Genomic DNA, 20273 nt, shown 5'->3' with positions numbered 1-20273 from the left:
TATACGCGGCTGAGGTTGTGGTTTAAATTAACCCCAACCGCTTTTTTTGATCAAAAAACAACCGCTGCTATTTTTAGCCTGGCTTATGGTATACTCCGCGGCCTCAACATTTACCATCGCACATTTTTACTGAGACATAACGAGGAAAATAAATGAGTACGCCTGATTTTTCCACTGCCGAAAATAATCAAGAACTGGCTACCGAAGTCACCTGCCTGAAGGCGCTGTTAACGCTGATGCTCCAGGCGATGGGCCAGGCCGATGCGGGCCGTGTGATTCTTAAGATGGAAAAACAGATCGCGCTGGTCGAAGACGAAACCCAGGCCGCCGTATTTTCCAGTACGGTTAAGCAGATTAAACAAGCTTACCGCCAGTAAAACAAAACCGGCTGAGAGCACAGCTTTCAGCCGGTTTATCGTCTGACACGCAGAACGCTCAACGTTTCAGATGAGCCCCGTCGCGGCGGCATAGCAGGCAATCTGCGTTTTATTGGGGGCGTTGAATTTCTTCTGCATATTCTTCTGGTGAAAGTTGACGGTATTCTCCGATATCGACAGGATCATCGCGATTTCAGCCGACGTTTTGCCTTCTGCGGTCCATTTCAGGATCTCTTTTTCCCGCTTGCTAAAGCGCATTTCCGGCGCCATCACCATGTCATCCTCCAGACGAGTCAGCGCCGTCAGGCTTTCCCGCACCAGCAGTTGTAGCTTAAGTTCTACTTCATCGGTGTCGAAAGGCGTGTGGCGCAGGCTTGCACGAGAAACGGAGAGAAAACCCAGCGCCCGGTTGGGCAGCATTAAGCACTGTGTGACGCCTTTGCGCAGACCATGCGCGCGCGCCGCGTCCCACATCGTCTGGGCATGACTGAATAAGGCGTCATTCCACGGCAGATGCCCTTGGATGAAGTTCTCCGCCTTGAGCACCGGATCGATGGCGAAATAGTTCTCGGACTGATAGTGCGAAACCCACGCCGCCGGGTAAGTGGTATGAAGGGTAATTTTGGGCCGGGTAAACGGAACGGGATGTCTGACACACAGCGCGTAATAATCAAATTCCAGGCGTTGCGTCTGAAGCTGTAATTCGTTGTAAACGTCTTCTGCGCGGGTCATTTCCTGGAAGCGTAACAGCATCGTCCGCCGCCAGGTAAAGAAATCGGTATCCTGCATACTCAGTCGCTGGGCTCTTGTGATTGATAATCATTATTAATGTATGAAATAAGCTAACACATAATGACATGTTTCATTAATGAAATATCGGTCAGAACGCAAATTACTTGAACCGTAAAGTGTTATTCAGAACAGGGCGAAAGAAATAAGGATCCCGTCATGCAATAACCATAAATAATTATGCAAAATGGCACGCGCCGACCGGCGTGAATCATTGCGTGCCTGGCGGGAGAATTATTGCAGGAGAAACTTCTCAAGGAACTGACGTGTTCTCGGCTGCTGCGGTTCGCTGAATAACGATTTCGCCGGCCCTTGCTCTACTATTCGCCCTTGATCCATAAATATCGCCCGGTCCGCCACGTCGCGGGCAAAACTCATTTCATGGGTGACGATGACCATTGTGCGTTTTTCCTGCGCCAGCTGGCGAATGGTGTTAAGCACCTCACCCACCAGTTCGGGATCGAGCGCCGAAGTCGGCTCATCAAACAGGATCACCTCCGGGCGCATCGCCAGCGCCCGGGCAATGGCCACACGCTGCTGCTGACCGCCGGAGAGACGTCGCGGATAGCTGGTCTCTTTGCCAGCGAGGCCCACCTTCGCCAGCAGTTCCCGCGCCAGCGCCGTTGCGGCGTCTTTAGGTTCCCCTTTAACAATAACCGGCCCTTCAATAATGTTTTCCAGCACCGTCCGGTGAGGGAACAAATTGAAATTCTGAAACACGAAGCCGACATGCTGTCGTAGCTGGCGAATCAGCGATTTTTGCTGATTCAGCGAGCGTGCGGTATCAATGGTGATCTCGCCCACTTTGATTGTCCCGGCCTCCGGCTGCTCAAGCAGGTTTATACTGCGCAACAGCGTAGTTTTACCCGACCCGCTGGGGCCGATGATGGCGACCACTTCGCCGGGTTTAACCTCCAGATCGATACCGTGCAGGACGGTCTGACCATGAAACTTTTTGACCAGGTTTTTCACTTCGATCGCGCTCATTTCGGCTCTCTCTCCTGGCGGTTGAGTTGATTTTCAAAGTAGTTCTGTAACGTTGACAGCACGGTCGCCATCACCCAGTAGATCAGCGAGGCCGCCAGATACATGGTGAAAACTTCCAGCGTGCGCGAGGTGATCAGTTGCGCCTGGCGGAACAGCTCCGGCACCTGAATGGTCGCCGCCAGCGAGGTGTCTTTCACCAGACTGATAAAGCTGTTGCTGAGCGGCGGCAGCGCCACCCGCGAAGCTTGCGGCAAAATCGCCCGCCGCATCGTTTGCCACGGCGTCATGCCAATACTGGCCGCCGCTTCCCACTGCCCTTTATCAATGGACGAGATCGCCGCCCGTAGGGTTTCCGCGGCATAGGCGGCGGTATTAAGCGACAGACCGATCATCGCCGCCGGGATCGGATCCAGTTCAATACCGAACTGCGGCAGGCCGTAGTAGATCATAAACAGTTGGGCGATAAGCGGCGTACCGCGAAAAATAGAGATATAAAACCGCGCCAGCCAGCGAAGCGGCAGCAGCGGCGACAGGCGCATCAGCGCAAGGATAAATCCCAGCAGCAGGCCGAAAAACATCCCGCCGATGCTTAACTGCAGCGTGAACACCGCGCCTTTAAGCAGATACGGCAGGGAATCAATAACCAGTTGGATACTTTCTTGCATGAGCTTATCCGATATTACACGTGGGGATGGTAGGCAAAGAGCGCAGGCGCACCGCCGGTATGAATAAAGAGAACGGGACCTTCGTCTTTAAAACGCTTCTGGCTGATGCCGTCGATTAGCCCGGCCATCGCTTTCCCGGTATACACCGGATCGAGAAGAATGCCTTCCAGGCGCGCCAGCAGTTTTACCGCTTCCATCCCCTCTTCATTCGGCATGCCATAACCGGGCGCAAAATAGTCATCCCACAGCGCAATGTCTGCCGACGCGGTCAGTTCCAGGGTTTTGGCAAGGGTCTGCTGCAGCGCCGCCACCTTTGGTTTTTGTTCGGCGACGCTACGCGATACCGTGACGCCAATCAGCTCCACTTCTGGCATCAGTTGTTCAAGGCCCACTGCCAGACCGGCATGAGTGCCAGCGCTGCCGGAAGCCACCACCACCGAAGAGAGCTGTACCGCCCCTTCACACTGCTGGGCGATCTCCAGCGCGCTTTCAACGTAACCTAACGCGCCGAGGGCGTTTGAACCGCCCACCGGGATAACGTAAGGCCGGAAGCCCTGCGCTTCGAGCCGGGTGGCTAATTCCTGTAGCTGGGCGTCCGGATCGGTTAACGCGTCGCACATTTCGATTTGCACGTTGAACAGATCCAGCAGTAGCCGGTTGCCGTTGCTCAGATAGTTTTCCGCCGTGGTGCCGATCGGGTTTTCCAGCAGCGCGACGCAATGCAGACCGAGCTTCGCCGCCACCGCCGCCGTCTGACGCACATGGTTGGACTGAATAGCGCCAGCGGTAATCAGCGTATCCGCCCCTTCGCGCAGCGCGTCAGCGGCAAGAAACTCCAGTTTGCGCAGCTTATTGCCGCCCATCGCCATTGGCGTGACGTCGTCCCGCTTTATAAAAATATCGCGTCCAAGATGATCAGATAAACGTGGGAGGTATTCGAGCGGCGTGGGCGCGCCGATAAATTCCAGGCGTGGGAAGCGCGTCAGGTTGTGCAGTGGCATAAAGCCTCCGTTTTTTGTTGTTGTGATGTTCTTTTTATTATGCACGTTCAGGCGGATGAAATAAAAAAGGCGCTGATTAAAGCGCCTTTTTTTGCTATTTAGCTGATTATTTCGTCACGTCAGCGCCAAACCACTTCTCAGAAAGCGCCTTCAGCGTACCGTCTTTTTGCATCTCAGCGATAGCAGCGTCTACCGCTTTCAGCAGATCTTCGTTGCCTTTACGTACCGCAACGCCCGCTTCCTGACGGGAGAACGCTTCGCCAGTCACCGCCAGCGAGTCTTTGGTTTTCTTCACCAGATCCAGCGCGGCCAGACGGTCGACGAGGATCGCATCAATACGCCCTACGCGCAGATCCTGGTATTTGGTCGGATCGTCATCGTAGGTGCGGATGTCCACGCCCTGTACGTTCTGACGCAGCCACTCTTCGTAGTTGGTGCCCAGGCCGACGCCGACTTTCTTATCTTTCAGATCGGCCGCGGTCTTGATCGCCCCTTCATTGCCCTTTTTCACCAGCGCCTGAATACCGGACACCGTATACGGGGTAGAGAAATCGTATTTCTTCTTACGCTCGTCAGAGATGGTCACCTGATTGATCACCACGTCAATGCGTTTTGAATCCAGCGAGGCCAGCATCCCGTCCCATTTGGTCGGTTTCAGTGAGGCTTTCACCCCAAGATGTTTCGCCAGCTCTTCGGCAAATTCCACTTCAAAGCCGGTTAATTTACCGTCGTCACCCTGATAGCTGAACGGCGGATAAGTGCCTTCCAGCCCCACCAGCAGGGTTCCGCGATCTTTGACCTTCTTAAGCAGTCCTTCATCCGCAAACGTTTTTGCGCTCATCCCAGCGACCAGTGCAACAGCCATCACGCCCATCAGCGCCTGACGACCCAGAAGTGCTAATTTCATATTTACCCCGAATGTTATTATGAATGACCGTAGTGTAGAGCGATTACGCGTCACGCCATAATCCACTCTGCTACATCTTATTCATTTTTAATATATATCAGAAGTCGCTCTGAAGGAGGATTTCTGCATCTGCCCGGGGTGGACCTGCGCTTTGTACTGTTCATACTTGCGCAGCGCAATGCGGTAGTTGTTGGTACTGGTTTCCGGCAGCCACGGCGCCAGATTTTCATCAAGAAAACCATCCTGCAGCAGATCATGAGAAATCTTCTGCTCGCTAAGGTGATTGCCGAGGCGGCGCAAGCGAACAACGTATTCGCGCACAGTGCCGTGGCTCATCTCAGTTTGTTCAAATAAAAACTGCTTAAAACCGATGATGTCAAAGAAGTCGCTCTGCGCTTTGCAGTGCAGATCGCCGCAGAAGCGGCACAGCGCGACCCACTCTTTCCGCTCTTGCTCCCAGGCAGCCTCGTCCATCAGCGTGTCCAGTCGGGATATGGCGATTTTATTGACGATCTGCCCTTTACGCACCAGCGTGATGCGGTCGAGTAATTTGTGGCAATGGGCGCAATGCGTCTGGCTGTGTTTAAAGTCTTTGAGGTAGCGGCTTAATGGCCGTCTTTTAGATTGCTGCACCGTCATGAGAACTCCTGGTAGTCAGTAGGTTGTGCGGCATTTTGCAGAGGCAGTATGGTCGCCTCCTATAACTTACCCAGCTTAGTGCGTAACCGTTTGATAGCCTGACTGTGCAACTGGCTCACCCGCGACTCCCCGACTTCCAGAACCGCGCCAATCTCTTTGAGATTCAGCTCTTCCTGGTAATAGAGTGTCAGCACCAGTTGTTCACGCTCCGGAAGGGCTTCAATGGCATCCATCACGCGCTGGCGCAAATTGCTCTCGAGGAGCTGCTGTAACGGGTTTTCCTGCTGATGCTCTTCAGTCACCAGCTCGATACTGTCGCCATGTTCTTCCCGCCATTCGTCGTACGAGAAAAGCTGGCTATTATTGGTATCAAGCAACATCTGACGGTATTCTTCGACAGGGATCCCCAGACGCTCCGCCACTTCCGTTTCCGTCGCGTTACGTCCTAATTCCTGCTCCAGTTGCCCCATCGCCTGCGCCACTTCGCGGGCGTTACGCCGGACGCTACGCGGCACCCAGTCACGGCTACGTAGTTCATCCAGCATTGCGCCACGAATACGCTGCACTGCGTAAGTGGTAAATGCCGTTCCTTGCAGAGCGTCATATCGGTCAACTGCATTCAATAACCCGATGCCGCCCGCCTGTAGCAGATCGTCCAGTTCCACGCTCGCGGGCAAACGCACCTGCAGGCGCAACGCTTCGTGACGCACCAGCGGTACATAACGCTGCCACAGCGAGTGTTTATCCATTACACCTTCAGCGGTATACAGTGAATTCACGATAAACAGCCCTGCGTTAAATGAGTTATCGGCATGATTATCCGTTTCTGCAGGGCGTTCTATCGGGAGAATAAGGCTATAAAAGAAGGGTTATTTTACTTATGTAGCTGATGGCGTTATTTCGCATCGGAAATAATCAAACATAAATCAAATGGTTAGCTTGCGAGGGATGCATTTTCACGCATCCCTGCTTAAATTATGTCAAGAGATGAATCATCGACAGGTCATCCCCTGTGCGCACAGTCTCAATATGCTTTTGAAAGTTCTCATGTACGGTAGGGTTATGCTGACTTAACGAATGGAAGCTGTAGACGATATTGATGGCATCCTCCTTCTCGAGGTATGTTCTTTCGTAGGCACTGGCAGCGATCAGCATTTTGATAAAATAGTATTCGACGCTTATCATATATAACGTCCGAAGCGGGTCTACATTCTTTTGATTGGGAAAGTTGTTTTCCCAAATTTTATACAAAATGAAATTTTTAAGATCGAATCCAGTCTCATCCTGTTGTTCGTAAACCTTCTGCCAGGTCGCCTCAAGTTTAGCAACCCCTTCACCCACAGAGTAATTTTCTTCCAGGGTCAATGTTCTCAAAAGACACTGGATATAATAGTTAAGTACACCATGGGCGCGGCTTACCGGAAGACTGCGGAAATAATCCTGAAGCAAGAGCACTATGTTGACTTTAACATTGTTGTCAGCAGATAATTTCGACAGTTCCTCTCGCATTTCACCTGACTGTATCTGCGTTACAATCGCGTGATAAATTTGCTCAACATCAGCCAGCGCCACATTATCAATCTGATTAAACTTCTTAACGCATAAAATAAGTTTAATTAGCGCATATAGCCCCACATCCACATCACTCCCTGCCTGTTCCACAAGGCTCAGACAGAAAAGATTAAGCAGTTTTTGCTGTTGAGAAAAGACTGGTGCAGTAAAGGCACCAGGCACAATTTTACTACTCTCATTTAGAACCATCGCATTGGGATCGGTCAGGACTAAACTGGCGACTTCCGGACACGACAGATTTAATGCTTTTCTTACATCGTTTTTGTAGATACGCTCACTACGCGGAAATGTTTTACATGTCGTACTTAATGCCTTAGCACCCAACGTTTTCTGTACCTGACACAGACTGTCTTCGGTCAGATAAGGACAGTTTCCAGTGTCATCCGCAAGTTTAATCGTCCCCCAGTTCGTAATATCTTTTTTAAGGATAATAATATTTTCTTTAGCAATTTTCTTAATGTAGTCATCTTTACTGGAGAGATACTTATTCACCGTTGATTTATCCAGATGTATATTCCAACTTTTACAGCAATGATCGCGACATTGCGTTCCAGAGCATTGGAAGGCCTTAACAAAAGCCGGTTCGGTAACGGTAATTTCTTGCATTATTCAAACTCCAGTATAGAAAAAAGGCAGCTTTCGCTGCCTTTATTTTCTCTGACTACTAAGTAACCCAATCGATGGATTAACGCAGTAAAGAGAGGACGTTTTGCGTGGTCTGGTTAGCCTGTGCCAGAACGGAAGTACCCGCCTGCTGCAGGATCTGCGCACGAGACATGTTAGATACTTCGGTCGCATAGTCGGAGTCTTCGATACGGCTACGGGCAGAAGACAGGTTGTTGACGGTGTTACCCAGGTTAGTTACTGCAGATTCAAAACGGTTCTGCACCGCACCCAGGGAGCTACGGAATCCATCAACTTTCTTCAGAGCATCGTCAACTTTAGCCAGCGGATCCACAGTAAATGTTGGGTTGGTGATAGCAGTACCTTTAGTAACTTTACCATCTGCAGCAATCGTCGCCTGAGTATAGCTGACTGCTTTAGTTGTTGGATCGACTGTTGCCACTCCAAACTTAGTAGTACCATTTTCTTTGTACTGAATAATAGAGTCATTCGCAGTCAAACCAGTTCCTTTAGTCAGATCTACAGATACTTGTTTAACATCTGTCAACGTACCTGTTGGTGCAGTAGCTTTGGTTGCTGGATCATACTCGAATACTCCAGCACCTTTGTCAGTTGCAGCATAAAAATCGGTACCATCGGTTACATATTTTGTAGTACCGTCAGTCACCAATTTTGCATTCGCTACTGCCGTTGCACCACCTTTAGTCGCAAGAGAAGTATCCATCTTAACGGTGCTACCATCTTTAATGGTCTGCGCCATATTGGTAATATCGAATTTATCCAGGCCCAAAGTTGTTTTATCAATTTTCTGCAGATCAATGGTGATAGTTTCACCATCTTTTGCACCAACCTGAATAGTCAACTGACCGTCCTGGTTCAGAACTTTTTTGCCGTTGAAGTCGGTCTGCTCGGAAACACGGTTGATTTCTGCCAAGCGCTGATTAATTTCGTCCTGGATAGAAGACAGGTCGGAATCAGAGTTAGAACCGTTCGCTGCCTGGACAGACAGTTCACGCACACGCTGCAGGTTGTTGTTGATTTCAGACAGCGCGCCTTCCGTGGTCTGGGCAACAGAGATACCGTCGTTGGCGTTACGGGAAGCCTGAGTCAGACCTTTGATGTTAGCGGTGAAACGGTTTGCAATCGCCTGACCCGCAGCATCGTCTTTCGCGCTGTTGATACGCAGACCGGAGGAGAGACGCTCGATAGCGGAACCCAGTGCGGACTGAGATTTGTTCAGGTTGTTCTGGGTCAACAGCGACAGGCTGTTTGTATTGATGACTTGTGCCATGATCTTTTCCTTATCAATTACAACTTGATGTTATTGGGCTGTTGCCCACGGTTTCTCACCGTAACCCTTGTATCGGCACCTTAAATTCGAACTTTAGAAAATTTTTCGTTTTGCCCTCTTTTTTCTTAGTCCTGGAAATACCCTCTTTATTCACCACTATTCCGGGAATTATTTTCACAAAACTATCATTAAACTTTGTTCGCAGATTGCCGATAACCCGCTTAACAATTGTTTGCAATCACAAGGAAACGGGCATGGCTTCATTTACATCATTAGGCGTAGGCTCAGGCTTACCACTGGACACGTTGCTAAACAACCTAACTATTGCTGAGAAAAAACGTTTAAATCCAATCACTCAGCAACAAACCGACAATACCGCTCGTCTGACGGCTTACGGTACGCTGAAGAGTGCGCTGGAAAAATTCCAGACGGCCAATACCGCATTAAATAAACCGGAACTGTTCAGAAGCAGTAATGTGACCAGCAGTACTGAAGACCTGAAAGTCACCACCGAAGCTGGCGCGGCACCGGGTATTTATACCATCAGCGTCACACAGTTGGCCCAGGCGCAGTCTCTGAGCACCAAATCAGTTGCCTCAAACAAAGAGGCGCTGGGTGATGGCTCTGCCACCCGTACAATTAAGATTGATCAGCCGGGTCGTAAAGAGCCGCTGGAGATTAAACTGTCGCAAGACAAAACCACGCTGGATGATATCAGTAAGGCGATCAACGATACCGATAGCGGAATCTCCGCCAGTATCGTGAAGGTGAAGGATGGCGAGTTCAAACTGGTGCTGACCGCAGCAGAAGGTATGGACAGCAAAATGACCATCTCCGTTGAGGGCGACAGCAAGCTGAACGATATGCTGGCCTACGACAGCACGACCGGTACCGGAAAAATGACTGAGTTGGTTCAGGCCCAAAACTCCAAGCTCACGATGAACGGTATCGATATTGAACGTCAGAGTAACAAAGTCACCGATGCCCCGCAGGGCGTGACGCTGGAACTGACCAAAAAAGTCACCGACGCGCGCGTAACCGTCACGAAAAGCAATGAGAAAGCCACGGAAGCGATTAAAGGCTGGGTGGATGCCTATAACTCGCTGATTGATACCTTTAATACGCTGACCAAATATAAAGCCGTAGACGCAGGTGCGGAAGGTCAGGATAAAGATAACGGCGCGCTGGTGGGCGACAGCGTAGTACGAACCATTCAGACCGGTATTCGCGCGCAGTTTGCCAACTCTGGTAGCGAAGGTGCCTTTAAAACACTGAATGAAATCGGCATCAAGCAAGATGGCAAAACCGGCAAGATGACCATCGATGACACCAAACTGAAAAAAGCACTGGACGAAAACACCGCTTCGGTACGTGAGTTGTTGGCTGGCGACGGCAAAGAAACTGGGATCACCACCAAAATTGCCGCTGAAGTGAAAAGTTATTTGGCTGATGACGGCATTATCGACAATGCGCAAGACACCATTAACGCCACGCTGAAGAAACTGACCAAACAATACCTGTCAGTCAGCGCCAGTATTGACGACATGGTTGCGCGCTATACAGCGCAGTTTACCCAGCTCGATACCATGATGAGCAAACTGAATAACACCAGTACCTATCTGGGCCAACAATTTACAGCGATGAATAAATCCTGATAACACGAGGTAAACATGTATACCGCGAGCGGTACCAAAGCCTACGCGCAAGTTAGCGTGGAAAGCGGCGTAATGAGTGCGAATCCGCACCAGCTGATAGAAATGTTGTTTGATGGGGCTAACAGCGCCCTGGTACGCGCTCGTCTTTTTCTCGAGCAAGGCGACCTTGTCGCCAAGGGCGAAGCGCTCAGCAAAGCCATCAATATCATCGATAACGGGCTGAAGGCTGGTCTGGACCTGGAGAATGGTGGCGACATCGCCGCCAATCTTTCCGATCTCTATGACTATATGATCCGCCGCTTACTGCTCGCTAATCTGCGCAATGACAGTCAGGCCATCGAAGAAGTGGAAGGGTTACTCGGCAACATCGCGGATGCCTGGAAACAGATTTCACCGAAAGCATCATCCCAGGAGTCTCGTTAATGACCTCAGCCGTGGAGTTTATCAACCGTTGGCAGCGCATTGCGCTGCTAAGCCAGTCGCTGCTCGAACTTGCGCAGCGAGGTGAATGGGACCTTTTACTGGAACAGGAAGTCACCTATCTGCAAAGTATTGAAACGGTCGTTGAAACGCAAACTCCACCGGACATTACGCGCAGTATTCAGGATATTGTTGCCGGATACATTAAACAAACGCTGGATAACGAACAGCACCTCAAGGTATTGCTGCAAAAAAGACTCGATGAGCTGAGCGGTCTGATCGGCCAGAGCACGCGACAGCAGTCCCTCAACAATGCTTACGGTCGCCTTTCCGGCATGCTTCTGGTGCCGGACGCCCCCAGCGCGCCGCAATAATTCCCGCCACGTTTAAAAATATCTTCCATACTCCAGAAGTTGTCTTTTGATTTCTGGAGCACGGAAGATGAAAAATCCTACTCTTTTGCAGTTCTTCCACTGGTATTACCCCGACGGCGGCAAACTCTGGCAGGAAGTCGCAGCGCGCGCGGACGGCCTTAACGATATCGGGATAAACATGGTCTGGCTTCCCCCGGCGTATAAAGGCGCATCGGGCGGCTATTCCGTCGGTTATGACTGTTACGATTTATTTGATCTCGGCGAGTTTGATCAAAAAGGATCGATCGCCACCAAATATGGCGACAAGACGCAGCTGCTGGCGGCCATCGACGCGCTGCAAAAGAACGAAATTGCCGTTCTGCTCGACGTGGTGGTGAACCATAAAATGGGCGCAGACGAAAAAGAGCCGATTCGCGTTCAGCGAGTGAATGAAGACGACCGCACGCAAATAGATGAAGAAATCATCGAATGCGAAGGCTGGACCCGCTACACCTTCCCTGCCCGCGCCGGGCAATATTCGCAGTTTATCTGGGATTTTAAATGTTTCAGCGGTATCGACCACATTGAAAACCCCACCGAGGACGGGATTTTCAAAATCGTCAACGACTATACCGGCGACGGCTGGAACGACCAGGTCGATGACGAAATGGGCAATTTTGATTATCTGATGGGTGAAAATATCGACTTCCGCAATCATGCCGTGACCGAGGAGATCAAATACTGGGCGCGCTGGGTGATGGAACAAACCCACTGCGACGGTTTCCGGCTGGACGCGGTAAAACATATTCCGGCCTGGTTTTATAAAGAGTGGATTGAGCACGTACAGGAGGTCGCGCCGAAGCCGCTGTTTATCGTGGCGGAATACTGGTCGCACGACGTTGATACGCTGCAAAACTACATCAATCAGGTTGACGGCAAGACGATGCTGTTTGACGCCCCGCTGCAAATGAAATTTCACGAAGCGTCCCGTCAGGGGAGCGACTATGATATGAGCCAGATCTTTACCGGTACGCTGGTGGAGGCCGATCCTTTTCATGCCGTCACGCTGGTTGCCAACCACGATACCCAGCCGTTGCAGGCGCTGGAAGCCCCGGTCGAGCCGTGGTTTAAACCGCTGGCCTATGCGTTGATCCTGCTGCGGGAAAACGGCGTCCCTTCCGTTTTTTATCCCGATCTCTACGGCGCGCATTACGAAGATACCGGCAACGACGGCGGAACCTACCCCATCGACATGCCGATCATTAATCAGCTCGATCAGCTTATTCTGGCGCGCCAGCGTTTCGCCCACGGCGTGCAGACACTCTACTTCGACCATCCAAACTGTATCGCTTTCAGCCGCAGCGGCACTGAAGAGGATCCCGGCTGTGTGGTGGTGCTGTCGAACGGCGACGACGGCGAAAAAACGCTCACGCTGGGTGAAAACTACGGCAACAAAACCTGGCGCGACTTTTTAGGAAATCGTCAGGAAACCGTGACAACCGACGCAAATGGCGTAGCGACCTTTTACTGCAACGGCGGCAGCGTGAGCGTGTGGGTGATAGAAGAAGCGATATAAAAATACCCCGGCAGGGCGACCTGTCGGGGGAGGTTTCAGGGCAGCGGGGTCGGCAGTGGCGATTTTTCCAGCGCGGCGGCGCACTCTGCGGTGGGACGCGTGACGCGCTGCAGGGTCATTCCATCATATTCTAACGTGCTGCCTTCGCGCTCGATCGCGTAAAGATCGCGGTTTACCGTCACGTTGGTTAACTCACCCGATAACATCGTCAGTTTACCCGGTAGCGCAATCACGCGCTGCCATTGACGGCAGTCGAGGGTATCCCCGGCGTGGGTAATCACCAGGCTGCCAATCGCTTCCGGACTCACCAGACTGCGCTGCGGGCCTTTCGTCTGCCAGTACCCTTCCAGTCCGGCCGGCGCGGGCGTTTTCACCACGTTATGGTAATTTTCCACCTCGGCGCATCCCGCTAACATCAGTAACGCCCCAATGATTGCTACTTTTTTCATCATTCATCCTGCATGCGAAGAAAAGGGGATTGTGGCATTAAAGCCCTGATGTCGCCAGCCTTTCCCACAGAACGGCGAAGTTTGATCCAGTCGGTATTACCGCTTAATAGTACCAGGCAAAAAAACGGTTGTGGTGTACTATCCGCACTCTTGTTTCATACCTTCTGAGTTCAGAGGCAAAACACATGTCATGGCAACACTTCAAACACGCCTGGTTAATTAAATTCTGGGCGCCCGTTCCCGCGGTCATCGCGGCGGGTATTCTCTCCACTTACTATTTTGGCATCACCGGCACCTTCTGGGCCGTCACCGGCGAATTTACCCGCTGGGGCGGACAAATCCTGCAACTGTTTGGCGTCCATGCCGAAGAATGGGGCTATTACAAGCTGATTCATCTCGACGGCTCGCCGCTGACGCGCATCGACGGAATGATGATCCTCGGCATGTTCGGTGGCTGCTTCGCCGCCGCGCTGTGGGCCAATAACGTTAAGCTGCGTATTCCACGCAGCCGGGTGCGCATCATGCAGGCAATCATTGGCGGGATGATCGCCGGTTTCGGCGCGCGTCTGGCGATGGGCTGTAATCTGGCGGCCTTCTTTACCGGCATCCCGCAGTTCTCTCTTCATGCCTGGTTCTTTGCATTGGCGACCGCCATCGGCTCCTGGTTTGGCGCTCGCTTTACGCTACTGCCAATCTTCCGCATTCCGGTCAAAATGCAAAAAGTCTCCGCCGCCTCGCCGCTGACGCAAAAGCCGGATCAGGCGCGTCGCCGCTTCCGCTTAGGGATGCTGGTGTTTATCGGCATGATTGGCTGGGCGCTGTTAACGGCGATGAACCAGCCGAAGCTGGGTCTGGCGATGCTGTTCGGCGTGGGATTTGGGCTGCTGATTGAACGCGCGCAGATTTGCTTTACTTCGGCGTTTCGCGATCTGTGGATCACCGGACGTACCCATATGGCGAAAGCGATCATCTTTGGGATGGCGGTAAGCGCAATCGGGATATTCAGCTACGTGCAGTTGGGCGTGGAAGCGAAGATCATGTGGGCTGGCCCGAACGCCGTGATCGGCGGGCTGCTGTTCGGTTTTGGCATCGTGCTGGCCGGCGGTTGCGAAACCGGCTGGATGTACCGCGCCGTGGAAGGCCAGGTGCACTACTGGTGGGTTGGGCTGGGTAATGTCATCGGCTCTACAATTCTGGCGTACTACTGGGATGACTTCGCCCCGGCGCTGGCAACCAACTGGGACAAAATTAATCTGCTCACAACCTTTGGTCCGCCTGGCGGTCTGTTGGTGACTTATCTGCTGCTGTTTACCGCGCTGATGCTGATTATCGGTTGGGAAAAACGTTTCTTCCGTCGCGCCGGGTTAACCCCCGCTAAGGAAACCGCATGAAAAATATCGTACCTGATTACCGTCTTGATATGGTTGGTGAACCCTGCCCCTACCCTGCCGTCGCCACGCTTGAGGCGATGCCGCAGTTAAAAAAAGGGGAAATTCTGGAAGTGGTGAGCGACTGTCCGCAATCGATCAATAACATCCCGCTGGATGCGCGTAACCATGGCTACACGGTACTGGACATTCAGCAGGACGGTCCCACAATCCGTTATTTAATTCAGAAATAAAACGTTGCCGGATGGCGGCGCAAGCGTCACCGTCCGGCCTGACACCACTCACCCCCAGGCATCAAACCTACACCTGCATCGACATGACTTCCTGATACGCCGCCACCAGCTTGTTACGCACCTGAATGCCCATCTGCATGGACACGGACGCCTTTTGCATATCGGTCATCACATCGTTCAGCGCGATGCCCGGCTCGCCGAGGGTGAATTTTTCGGCCTGAACGCGTGCGGCGGTTTGTCTGTCGCTGATGCGGTCCAGCGCCGCGTGGAGTTGGCCGGCAAAACTGACGGTCGACTGCGGCGAAGCCTCCTGCGCACGCGCGCCCATCGCGGTCGCCTGCAGTTGGCTGATGACCCCTTCAATCCCCTGTATCGCTGACATGATAATCCTCTGGATGATTTTTTACGCAGCAGAGATTACCAGTTTGTCAATAAGATAAAGGCGTTAAATAACGCTAAAAAACCACGGTTTTTGCCGCATAGAAAAAAACGAAAGCACAAATAATGAGACCGTCAATTTTTCGATTTTGCTGACCCGGGAGTGAGTCTTGTTCCACTTTGCAAATAAAGCCGTCCACGAACAGTCACGAGGTGCGAGATGAACGCGACTGCATCGGCTGCAACCCAACCTAAACCTCTCGAGTGGCTTAATCGCCTGCGCGCGAACCCTAAAATTCCTTTGATTGTCGCTGGCTCCGCCGCCGTCGCGATTATCGTGGCGATGGTACTCTGGGCGAAGTCGCCGGACTATCGCACGTTGTTCAGCAATTTGTCCGATCAGGACGGCGGCGCGATCGTCACCCAGCTAACCCAGATGAATATCCCCTACCGTTTTACGGAAGGCAGCGGCGCGATCGAAGTTCCGGCGGATAAAGTGCATGAATTGCGCCTGCGTCTGGCTCAGCAAGGGCTGCCGAAAGGCGGCGCGGTAGGCTTTGAACTGTTGGATCAGGAAAAATTCGGCATCAGCCAGTTCAGCGAGCAGGTGAACTACCAGCGCGCGCTGGAAGGCGAACTGGCGCGCACCATCGAAACCCTCGGTCCGGTCAAGCGCGCCCGCGTACATCTGGCGATGCCCAAACCGTCGCTGTTCGTGCGTGAACAAAAATCCCCTTCCGCCTCCGTCACGGTGAATCTGGAACCGGGCCGCGCCCTGGACGAAGGGCAAATCAGCGCGGTGGTGCATCTGGTTTCCAGCGCTGTCGCCGGGCTGCCGCCGGGTAACGTAACGCTGGTCGATCAGGGCGGGCATTTGCTTACCCAGTCGAACACCAGCGGACGCGACCTCAACGACGCGCAATTGAAATACGCCAGCGACGTGGAAGGCCGTATTCAGCGCCGCATCGAATCGATCCTCTCGCCGATCGTCGGTAACGGTAATGTCCACGCACAGGTGACCGCGCAACTGGACTTCGCCAATAAAGAACAGACGGAAGAGCAGTACCGTCCAAACGGCGACGCGTCGCAGGCGGTGCTGCGTTCACGTCAGGTGAATGAAAGCGAACAAATCGGTTCCGGTCTGCCAGGCGGCGTACCGGGCGCGCTGTCCAACCAGCCTGCGCCAGCGAACGCCGCGCCAATTACCACACCGCCGGCTAATCAGCAGAATGCGCAAAACGGGCAAAACGCCCAGCAGACGACCACCAATACCAACGCCGGGCCGCGCAGCACCCAGCGTAACGAAACCAGTAACTACGAAGTCGACCGCACCATTCGCCATACCAAAATGAACGTCGGCGACATCCAGCGTCTTTCCGTGGCGGTGGTCGTGAATTACAAAACCCTGCCGGATGGCAAGCCGCTGCCGCTCACCGCTGAACAGATGAAACAGCTGGAAGATCTGACTCGCGAGGCAATGGGCTTCTCGGATAAACGCGGCGACACCCTGAACGTCGTTAACTCACCGTTTACCGCCACCGATGACGACAGCGCCGAGCTGCCGTTCTGGAAACAACAGGTCTTTATCGAACAGTTAATGTCGGCGGGTCGCTGGCTGCTGGTGCTGCTGGTTGCCTGGATCCTCTGGCGTAAAGCGGTGCGTCCACTGTTGACGCGTCGCGCTGAGGAGGCCAAAGCCGCTCAGGAACGTGAACAACTGCGTCAGGAAACGCAGGAAGCCGTTGAAGTTCGTCTCAGTAAGGATGAACAGACTCAGCAGCGTCGCGCGAACCAGCGTCTGGGCGCGGAAGTGATGAGTCAACGTATTCGCGAAATGTCAGATAACGATCCGCGCGTGGTGGCGCTGGTCATTCGTCAGTGGATGAGTAACGATCATGAGTAATGCCCTTACCGGTACCGATAAAAGCGTCATCCTGCTGATGACCATTGGCGAAGATCGCGCGGCTGAGGTGTTCAAGCACCTCTCCCAACGGGAAGTACAGACCCTGAGCGCGGCGATGGCGAACGTTCGCCAAATCTCCAATCAGCAGCTTACGGAAGTGCTGGCGGAATTTGAGCAAGAGGCCGAGCAGTTTGCGGCGCTCAACATTAACGCCAACGAGTACCTGCGCTCCGTGCTGGTCAAAGCGCTGGGCGAAGAGCGCGCCGCGAGCCTGCTGGAAGATATTCTCGAAACCCGCGATACCGCCAGCGGCATTGAGACGCTCAACTTTATGGAGCCGCAAAGCGCCGCCGATCTTATCCGCGACGAACACCCGCAGATTATCGCCACCATTCTCGTGCACCTCAAACGCGGCCAGGCCGCCGACATTCTGGCGCTGTTCGACGAACGCCTGCGCCACGATGTGATGTTGCGTATCGCCACTTTTGGCGGCGTCCAGCCTGCCGCGCTGGCGGAATTGACCGAAGTGCTCAATGGTCTGCTCGACGGCCAGAACCTCAAACGCAGCAAAATGGGCGGCGTAAGAACGGCGGCGGAAATCATCAACCTGATGAAAACGCAGCAGGAAGAGGCTGTCATTACCGCCGTGCGTGAATTCGACGGCGAGCTGGCGCAAAAAATTATCGACGAGATGTTCCTGTTCGAAAACCTGGTGGATGTGGACGACCGCAGCATTCAGCGCCTGCTGCAGGAAGTGGATTCCGAGTCGCTGCTGATCGCCCTGAAAGGCGCGGAGCAGCCGCTGCGCGAGAAGTTCCTGCGCAACATGTCCCAGCGCGCCGCCGATATCCTGCGCGACGACCTGGCCAACCGTGGTCCGGTGCGTCTGTCGCAGGTGGAGAACGAACAGAAAGCGATTCTGCTTATTGTGCGTCGTCTGGCGGAAACCGGCGAAATGGTGATCGGCAGCGGCGAGGATACCTATGTCTGATGCGCTGCCGTGGAAAGTCTGGACGCCAGACGACCTCGCCCCGCCGCTGGCGGAGCTTACGCCCGTGGATCACTGCGAAGCACTGCCGTCTGAAGACGGCGGCGAACTGGAACTGAGCGCGGAACAACAGCTTGAACAGCAGCTGGCGCAACTAAAGATCCAGGCGCATGAACAGGGGTATAACGCCGGCCTTGCGGAAGGCCGCAAAGCGGGTCATGAGCAGGGCTACCAGGAGGGTCTGGCGCAAGGTCTGGAACAGGGACAGGCGCAGGCACGCAGTCAGCAGGCGCCCCTTCACGCGCGGATGCAACAACTGGTCAATGAGTTTCAGAATACGCTGGATGCGCTGGACAGCGTCATTGCGTCACGTCTGATGCAGATGGCGCTGGAAGCCGCCCGCCAGGTGATCGGACAGACGCCAGCCGTAGACAATTCGGCGTTGATTAAACAAATTCAACACCTGTTGCAGCAGGAACCGTTGTTCAGCGGCAAACCGCAGCTTCGCGTGCATCCGGATGATTTGCAGCGCGTGGAAGAGATGCTCGGCGCAACCCTCAGCCTCCACGGCTGGCGGCTACGCGGCGATCCGACGCTGCATCATGGCGGCTGCAAGGTTTCTGCGGATGAAGGCGATCTGGACGCCAGCGTCGCCACCCGCTGGCAGGAACTTTGCCGCCTGGCTGCGCCGGGAGTTGTCTGATGACGACCCGTCTCACCCGCTGGCTGACGACGCTGGATAATTTCGAAGCCAAAATGGCGCAGCTTCCGGCAGTGCGCCGTTATGGCCGGCTGACACGCGCCACCGGACTGGTGCTGGAGGCGACCGGTCTGCAGCTTCCGCTGGGCGCCACCTGCGTTATTGAACGTCAGGAAGGGACCGAAACCCATGAAGTGGAAAGTGAAGTCGTCGGCTTTAACGGCCAACGCCTGTTTCTGATGCCGCTTGAAGAGGTCGAAGGCATTCTGCCCGGCGCGCGCGTTTACGCCAGGAACATTGCCGGAGAGGGACTGCAGAGCGGCAAACAGTTACCGCTTGGTCCGGCGCTGCTGGGTCGCGTGCTGGACGGCAGCGGTAAGCCGCTCGATGGTCTGCCCTCCCCCGACACCACCGAAACCGGCGCGCTGATCACCGCGCCGTTTAACCCGCTACAGCGCACGCCGATTGAGCATGTTCTGGATACCGGCGTGCGTCCTATCAACGCGCTGTTAACCGTCGGACGCGGCCAGCGTATGGGCCTGTTTGCCGGTTCCGGCGTCGGTAAAAGCGTGCTGCTCGGCATGATGGCGCGTTATACCCGCGCCGATGTGATCGTGGTCGGGTTAATCGGCGAACGTGGCCGCGAAGTAAAAGATTTTATCGAAAACATTCTTGGCGCAGACGGACGCGCGCGTTCGGTGGTCATTGCCGCGCCGGCGGACGTGTCGCCGCTACTGCGGATGCAGGGCGCCGCCTATGCCACCCGGATCGCAGAGGACTTTCGCGACCGGGGTCAGCATGTTCTGCTGATCATGGACTCCCTGACCCGTTATGCGATGGCGCAGCGTGAAATCGCGCTGGCAATAGGCGAACCGCCCGCGACCAAAGGCTATCCGCCATCGGTATTCGCCAAGCTGCCTGCGCTGGTGGAACGCGCGGGCAATGGTATCCACGGCGGCGGTTCGATCACTGCGTTTTATACGGTACTGACCGAAGGCGACGACCAGCAGGATCCGATTGCCGACTCGGCGCGTGCAATCCTTGACGGACACATTGTGCTGTCGCGGCGGCTGGCGGAAGCCGGACACTACCCTGCTATCGATATCGAAGCCTCCATCAGCCGCGCCATGACGGCGCTGATTAGCGAGCAGCATTACGCCAAAGTACGCCAGTTTAAGCAGTTATTGTCGAGCTTCCAGCGTAACCGCGATCTCGTTAGCGTCGGGGCTTACGCTAAGGGCAGCGACCCGATGCTCGACAAAGCGATCGCACTCTGGCCACAGCTGGAGGCGTTTCTTCAGCAAGGTATTTTTGAACGGGCCGACTGGGAGGATTCCCTGCAGGCGCTGGATCTACTTTTCCCGGCGGGATGATAACG

The 20273-nt window shown here is 53.9% G+C and carries 23 protein-coding genes; 12 read left to right on the top strand and 11 right to left on the bottom strand.

The features are described 5' to 3' along the window. Window positions 1-85: 85 nt before the first annotated feature. On the top strand, window positions 86-133 hold the full coding sequence (locus tag JY391_RS24055; protein WP_420246181.1) for a hypothetical protein: 48 nt from the start codon (window positions 86-88) through the stop codon (window positions 131-133). Window positions 134-152: 19 nt separating this feature from the next. Then, on the top strand, window positions 153-377 hold the full coding sequence (locus JY391_RS09190) for a DUF2594 family protein (protein WP_042283992.1): 225 nt from the start codon (window positions 153-155) through the stop codon (window positions 375-377). 66 nt (window positions 378-443) lie between these two features. Here JY391_RS09190 and sdiA read toward each other — a convergent pair whose 3' ends face one another. From sdiA to JY391_RS09145, 9 genes are all read right to left on the bottom strand, one after another. After that, window positions 444-1166, bottom strand: coding sequence for a quorum-sensing transcriptional regulator SdiA (gene sdiA / locus JY391_RS09185; protein WP_042283995.1), 723 nt, complete (start codon window positions 1164-1166; stop codon window positions 444-446). Between the two features lie 234 nt (window positions 1167-1400). Then, window positions 1401-2153 carry an L-cystine ABC transporter ATP-binding protein TcyN gene (gene tcyN / locus JY391_RS09180; RefSeq protein ID WP_060571408.1) on the bottom strand — a complete coding sequence of 251 codons (753 nt, stop codon included), beginning with the start codon at window positions 2151-2153 and terminating at the stop codon, window positions 1401-1403. Beyond that, a complete protein-coding gene (gene tcyL / locus JY391_RS09175) occupies window positions 2150-2818 on the bottom strand; it encodes a cystine ABC transporter permease (protein WP_042284001.1) in 669 nt (222 codons plus the stop codon). Before tcyL ends, tcyN begins: the two co-directional genes overlap by 4 nt. A gap of 14 nt (window positions 2819-2832) precedes the next feature. Continuing rightward, window positions 2833-3819, bottom strand: coding sequence for a D-cysteine desulfhydrase (gene dcyD, locus JY391_RS09170; RefSeq protein WP_181823009.1), 987 nt, complete (start codon window positions 3817-3819; stop codon window positions 2833-2835). A gap of 106 nt (window positions 3820-3925) precedes the next feature. After that, on the bottom strand, window positions 3926-4726 hold the full coding sequence (gene tcyJ / locus JY391_RS09165; protein WP_060571412.1) for a cystine ABC transporter substrate-binding protein: 801 nt from the start codon (window positions 4724-4726) through the stop codon (window positions 3926-3928). Between the two features lie 87 nt (window positions 4727-4813). Then, window positions 4814-5365, bottom strand: a complete 552-nt coding sequence (fliZ, locus tag JY391_RS09160; RefSeq protein ID WP_060571414.1) for a flagella biosynthesis regulatory protein FliZ — start codon at window positions 5363-5365, stop codon at window positions 4814-4816. A gap of 59 nt (window positions 5366-5424) precedes the next feature. Continuing rightward, on the bottom strand, window positions 5425-6144 hold the full coding sequence (gene fliA, locus JY391_RS09155) for an RNA polymerase sigma factor FliA (protein WP_012906204.1): 720 nt from the start codon (window positions 6142-6144) through the stop codon (window positions 5425-5427). A 196-nt stretch (window positions 6145-6340) separates the two neighbouring features. After that, on the bottom strand, window positions 6341-7543 hold the full coding sequence (fliB, locus tag JY391_RS09150; RefSeq protein WP_211935616.1) for a flagellin lysine-N-methylase: 1203 nt from the start codon (window positions 7541-7543) through the stop codon (window positions 6341-6343). Between the two features lie 79 nt (window positions 7544-7622). Then, window positions 7623-8852 (bottom strand): FliC/FljB family flagellin, encoded by a 1230-nt coding sequence (locus tag JY391_RS09145; RefSeq protein ID WP_211935615.1) that lies wholly within the window; start codon window positions 8850-8852, stop codon window positions 7623-7625. 254 nt (window positions 8853-9106) lie between these two features. On the opposite strand from JY391_RS09145, the gene fliD reads away from it, so the two are divergent. From fliD to amyA, 4 genes are all read left to right on the top strand, one after another. Further along, the gene (gene fliD, locus JY391_RS09140) at window positions 9107-10507 is read left to right on the top strand and encodes a flagellar filament capping protein FliD (protein ID WP_211935614.1); all 1401 of its coding nucleotides are present in this window, start codon (window positions 9107-9109) and stop codon (window positions 10505-10507) included. A gap of 15 nt (window positions 10508-10522) precedes the next feature. After that, window positions 10523-10930 carry a flagellar export chaperone FliS gene (gene fliS / locus JY391_RS09135; RefSeq protein WP_181823006.1) on the top strand — a complete coding sequence of 136 codons (408 nt, stop codon included), beginning with the start codon at window positions 10523-10525 and terminating at the stop codon, window positions 10928-10930. Further along, window positions 10930-11301 carry a flagella biosynthesis regulatory protein FliT gene (gene fliT, locus JY391_RS09130; protein ID WP_181823005.1) on the top strand — a complete coding sequence of 124 codons (372 nt, stop codon included), beginning with the start codon at window positions 10930-10932 and terminating at the stop codon, window positions 11299-11301. The genes fliS and fliT overlap by 1 nt, the downstream gene beginning before the upstream one ends. Before the next feature lie 67 nt (window positions 11302-11368). Then, window positions 11369-12856: an alpha-amylase gene (amyA, locus tag JY391_RS09125; protein WP_211935613.1), complete on the top strand. Its 1488-nt coding sequence runs from the start codon at window positions 11369-11371 to the stop codon at window positions 12854-12856. Window positions 12857-12891: 35 nt separating this feature from the next. Here amyA and yedD read toward each other — a convergent pair whose 3' ends face one another. Next, the gene (gene yedD, locus JY391_RS09120; RefSeq protein ID WP_042284030.1) at window positions 12892-13305 is read right to left on the bottom strand and encodes a lipoprotein YedD; all 414 of its coding nucleotides are present in this window, start codon (window positions 13303-13305) and stop codon (window positions 12892-12894) included. A gap of 185 nt (window positions 13306-13490) precedes the next feature. Here yedD and yedE point away from each other — a divergent pair, with 185 nt between their 5' ends. Both yedE and yedF read left to right on the top strand, forming a co-directional pair. After that, window positions 13491-14696: a selenium metabolism membrane protein YedE/FdhT gene (gene yedE, locus JY391_RS09115; protein ID WP_211935612.1), complete on the top strand. Its 1206-nt coding sequence runs from the start codon at window positions 13491-13493 to the stop codon at window positions 14694-14696. Continuing rightward, the gene (gene yedF / locus JY391_RS09110; RefSeq protein ID WP_000790504.1) at window positions 14693-14926 is read left to right on the top strand and encodes a sulfurtransferase-like selenium metabolism protein YedF; all 234 of its coding nucleotides are present in this window, start codon (window positions 14693-14695) and stop codon (window positions 14924-14926) included. The genes yedE and yedF overlap by 4 nt, the downstream gene beginning before the upstream one ends. A gap of 67 nt (window positions 14927-14993) precedes the next feature. On the opposite strand, the gene fliE is transcribed toward yedF, so the two are convergent. Next, window positions 14994-15308, bottom strand: a complete 315-nt coding sequence (gene fliE, locus JY391_RS09105) for a flagellar hook-basal body complex protein FliE (protein WP_060571427.1) — start codon at window positions 15306-15308, stop codon at window positions 14994-14996. Window positions 15309-15524: 216 nt separating this feature from the next. Between fliE and fliF the strand changes: the two genes are divergently transcribed. The 4 genes from fliF to fliI are packed head-to-tail and all read left to right on the top strand — an operon-like array spanning window position 15525 to window position 20268. Next, the gene (gene fliF / locus JY391_RS09100; protein WP_211935611.1) at window positions 15525-17207 is read left to right on the top strand and encodes a flagellar basal-body MS-ring/collar protein FliF; all 1683 of its coding nucleotides are present in this window, start codon (window positions 15525-15527) and stop codon (window positions 17205-17207) included. Beyond that, window positions 17200-18198 (top strand): flagellar motor switch protein FliG, encoded by a 999-nt coding sequence (gene fliG, locus JY391_RS09095; RefSeq protein ID WP_042284037.1) that lies wholly within the window; start codon window positions 17200-17202, stop codon window positions 18196-18198. The genes fliF and fliG overlap by 8 nt, the downstream gene beginning before the upstream one ends. Then, entirely contained in the window at window positions 18191-18898 is a 708-nt protein-coding gene (fliH, locus tag JY391_RS09090) for a flagellar assembly protein FliH (RefSeq protein WP_211935610.1), read from the top strand. Before fliG ends, fliH begins: the two co-directional genes overlap by 8 nt. Continuing rightward, window positions 18898-20268: a flagellar protein export ATPase FliI gene (gene fliI, locus JY391_RS09085; RefSeq protein WP_042284039.1), complete on the top strand. Its 1371-nt coding sequence runs from the start codon at window positions 18898-18900 to the stop codon at window positions 20266-20268. Before fliH ends, fliI begins: the two co-directional genes overlap by 1 nt. The last annotated feature ends 5 nt before the right edge of the window (window positions 20269-20273 follow it).

The sequence above is a fragment of the Citrobacter sedlakii genome (assembly GCF_018128425.1).
Classification (GTDB): Bacteria; Pseudomonadota; Gammaproteobacteria; order Enterobacterales; family Enterobacteriaceae; genus Citrobacter_A; species Citrobacter_A sedlakii.
The sequence above is the reverse complement of the archived record's forward strand: the minus strand, read 5'-3'. Positions and strand labels throughout refer to the sequence as shown.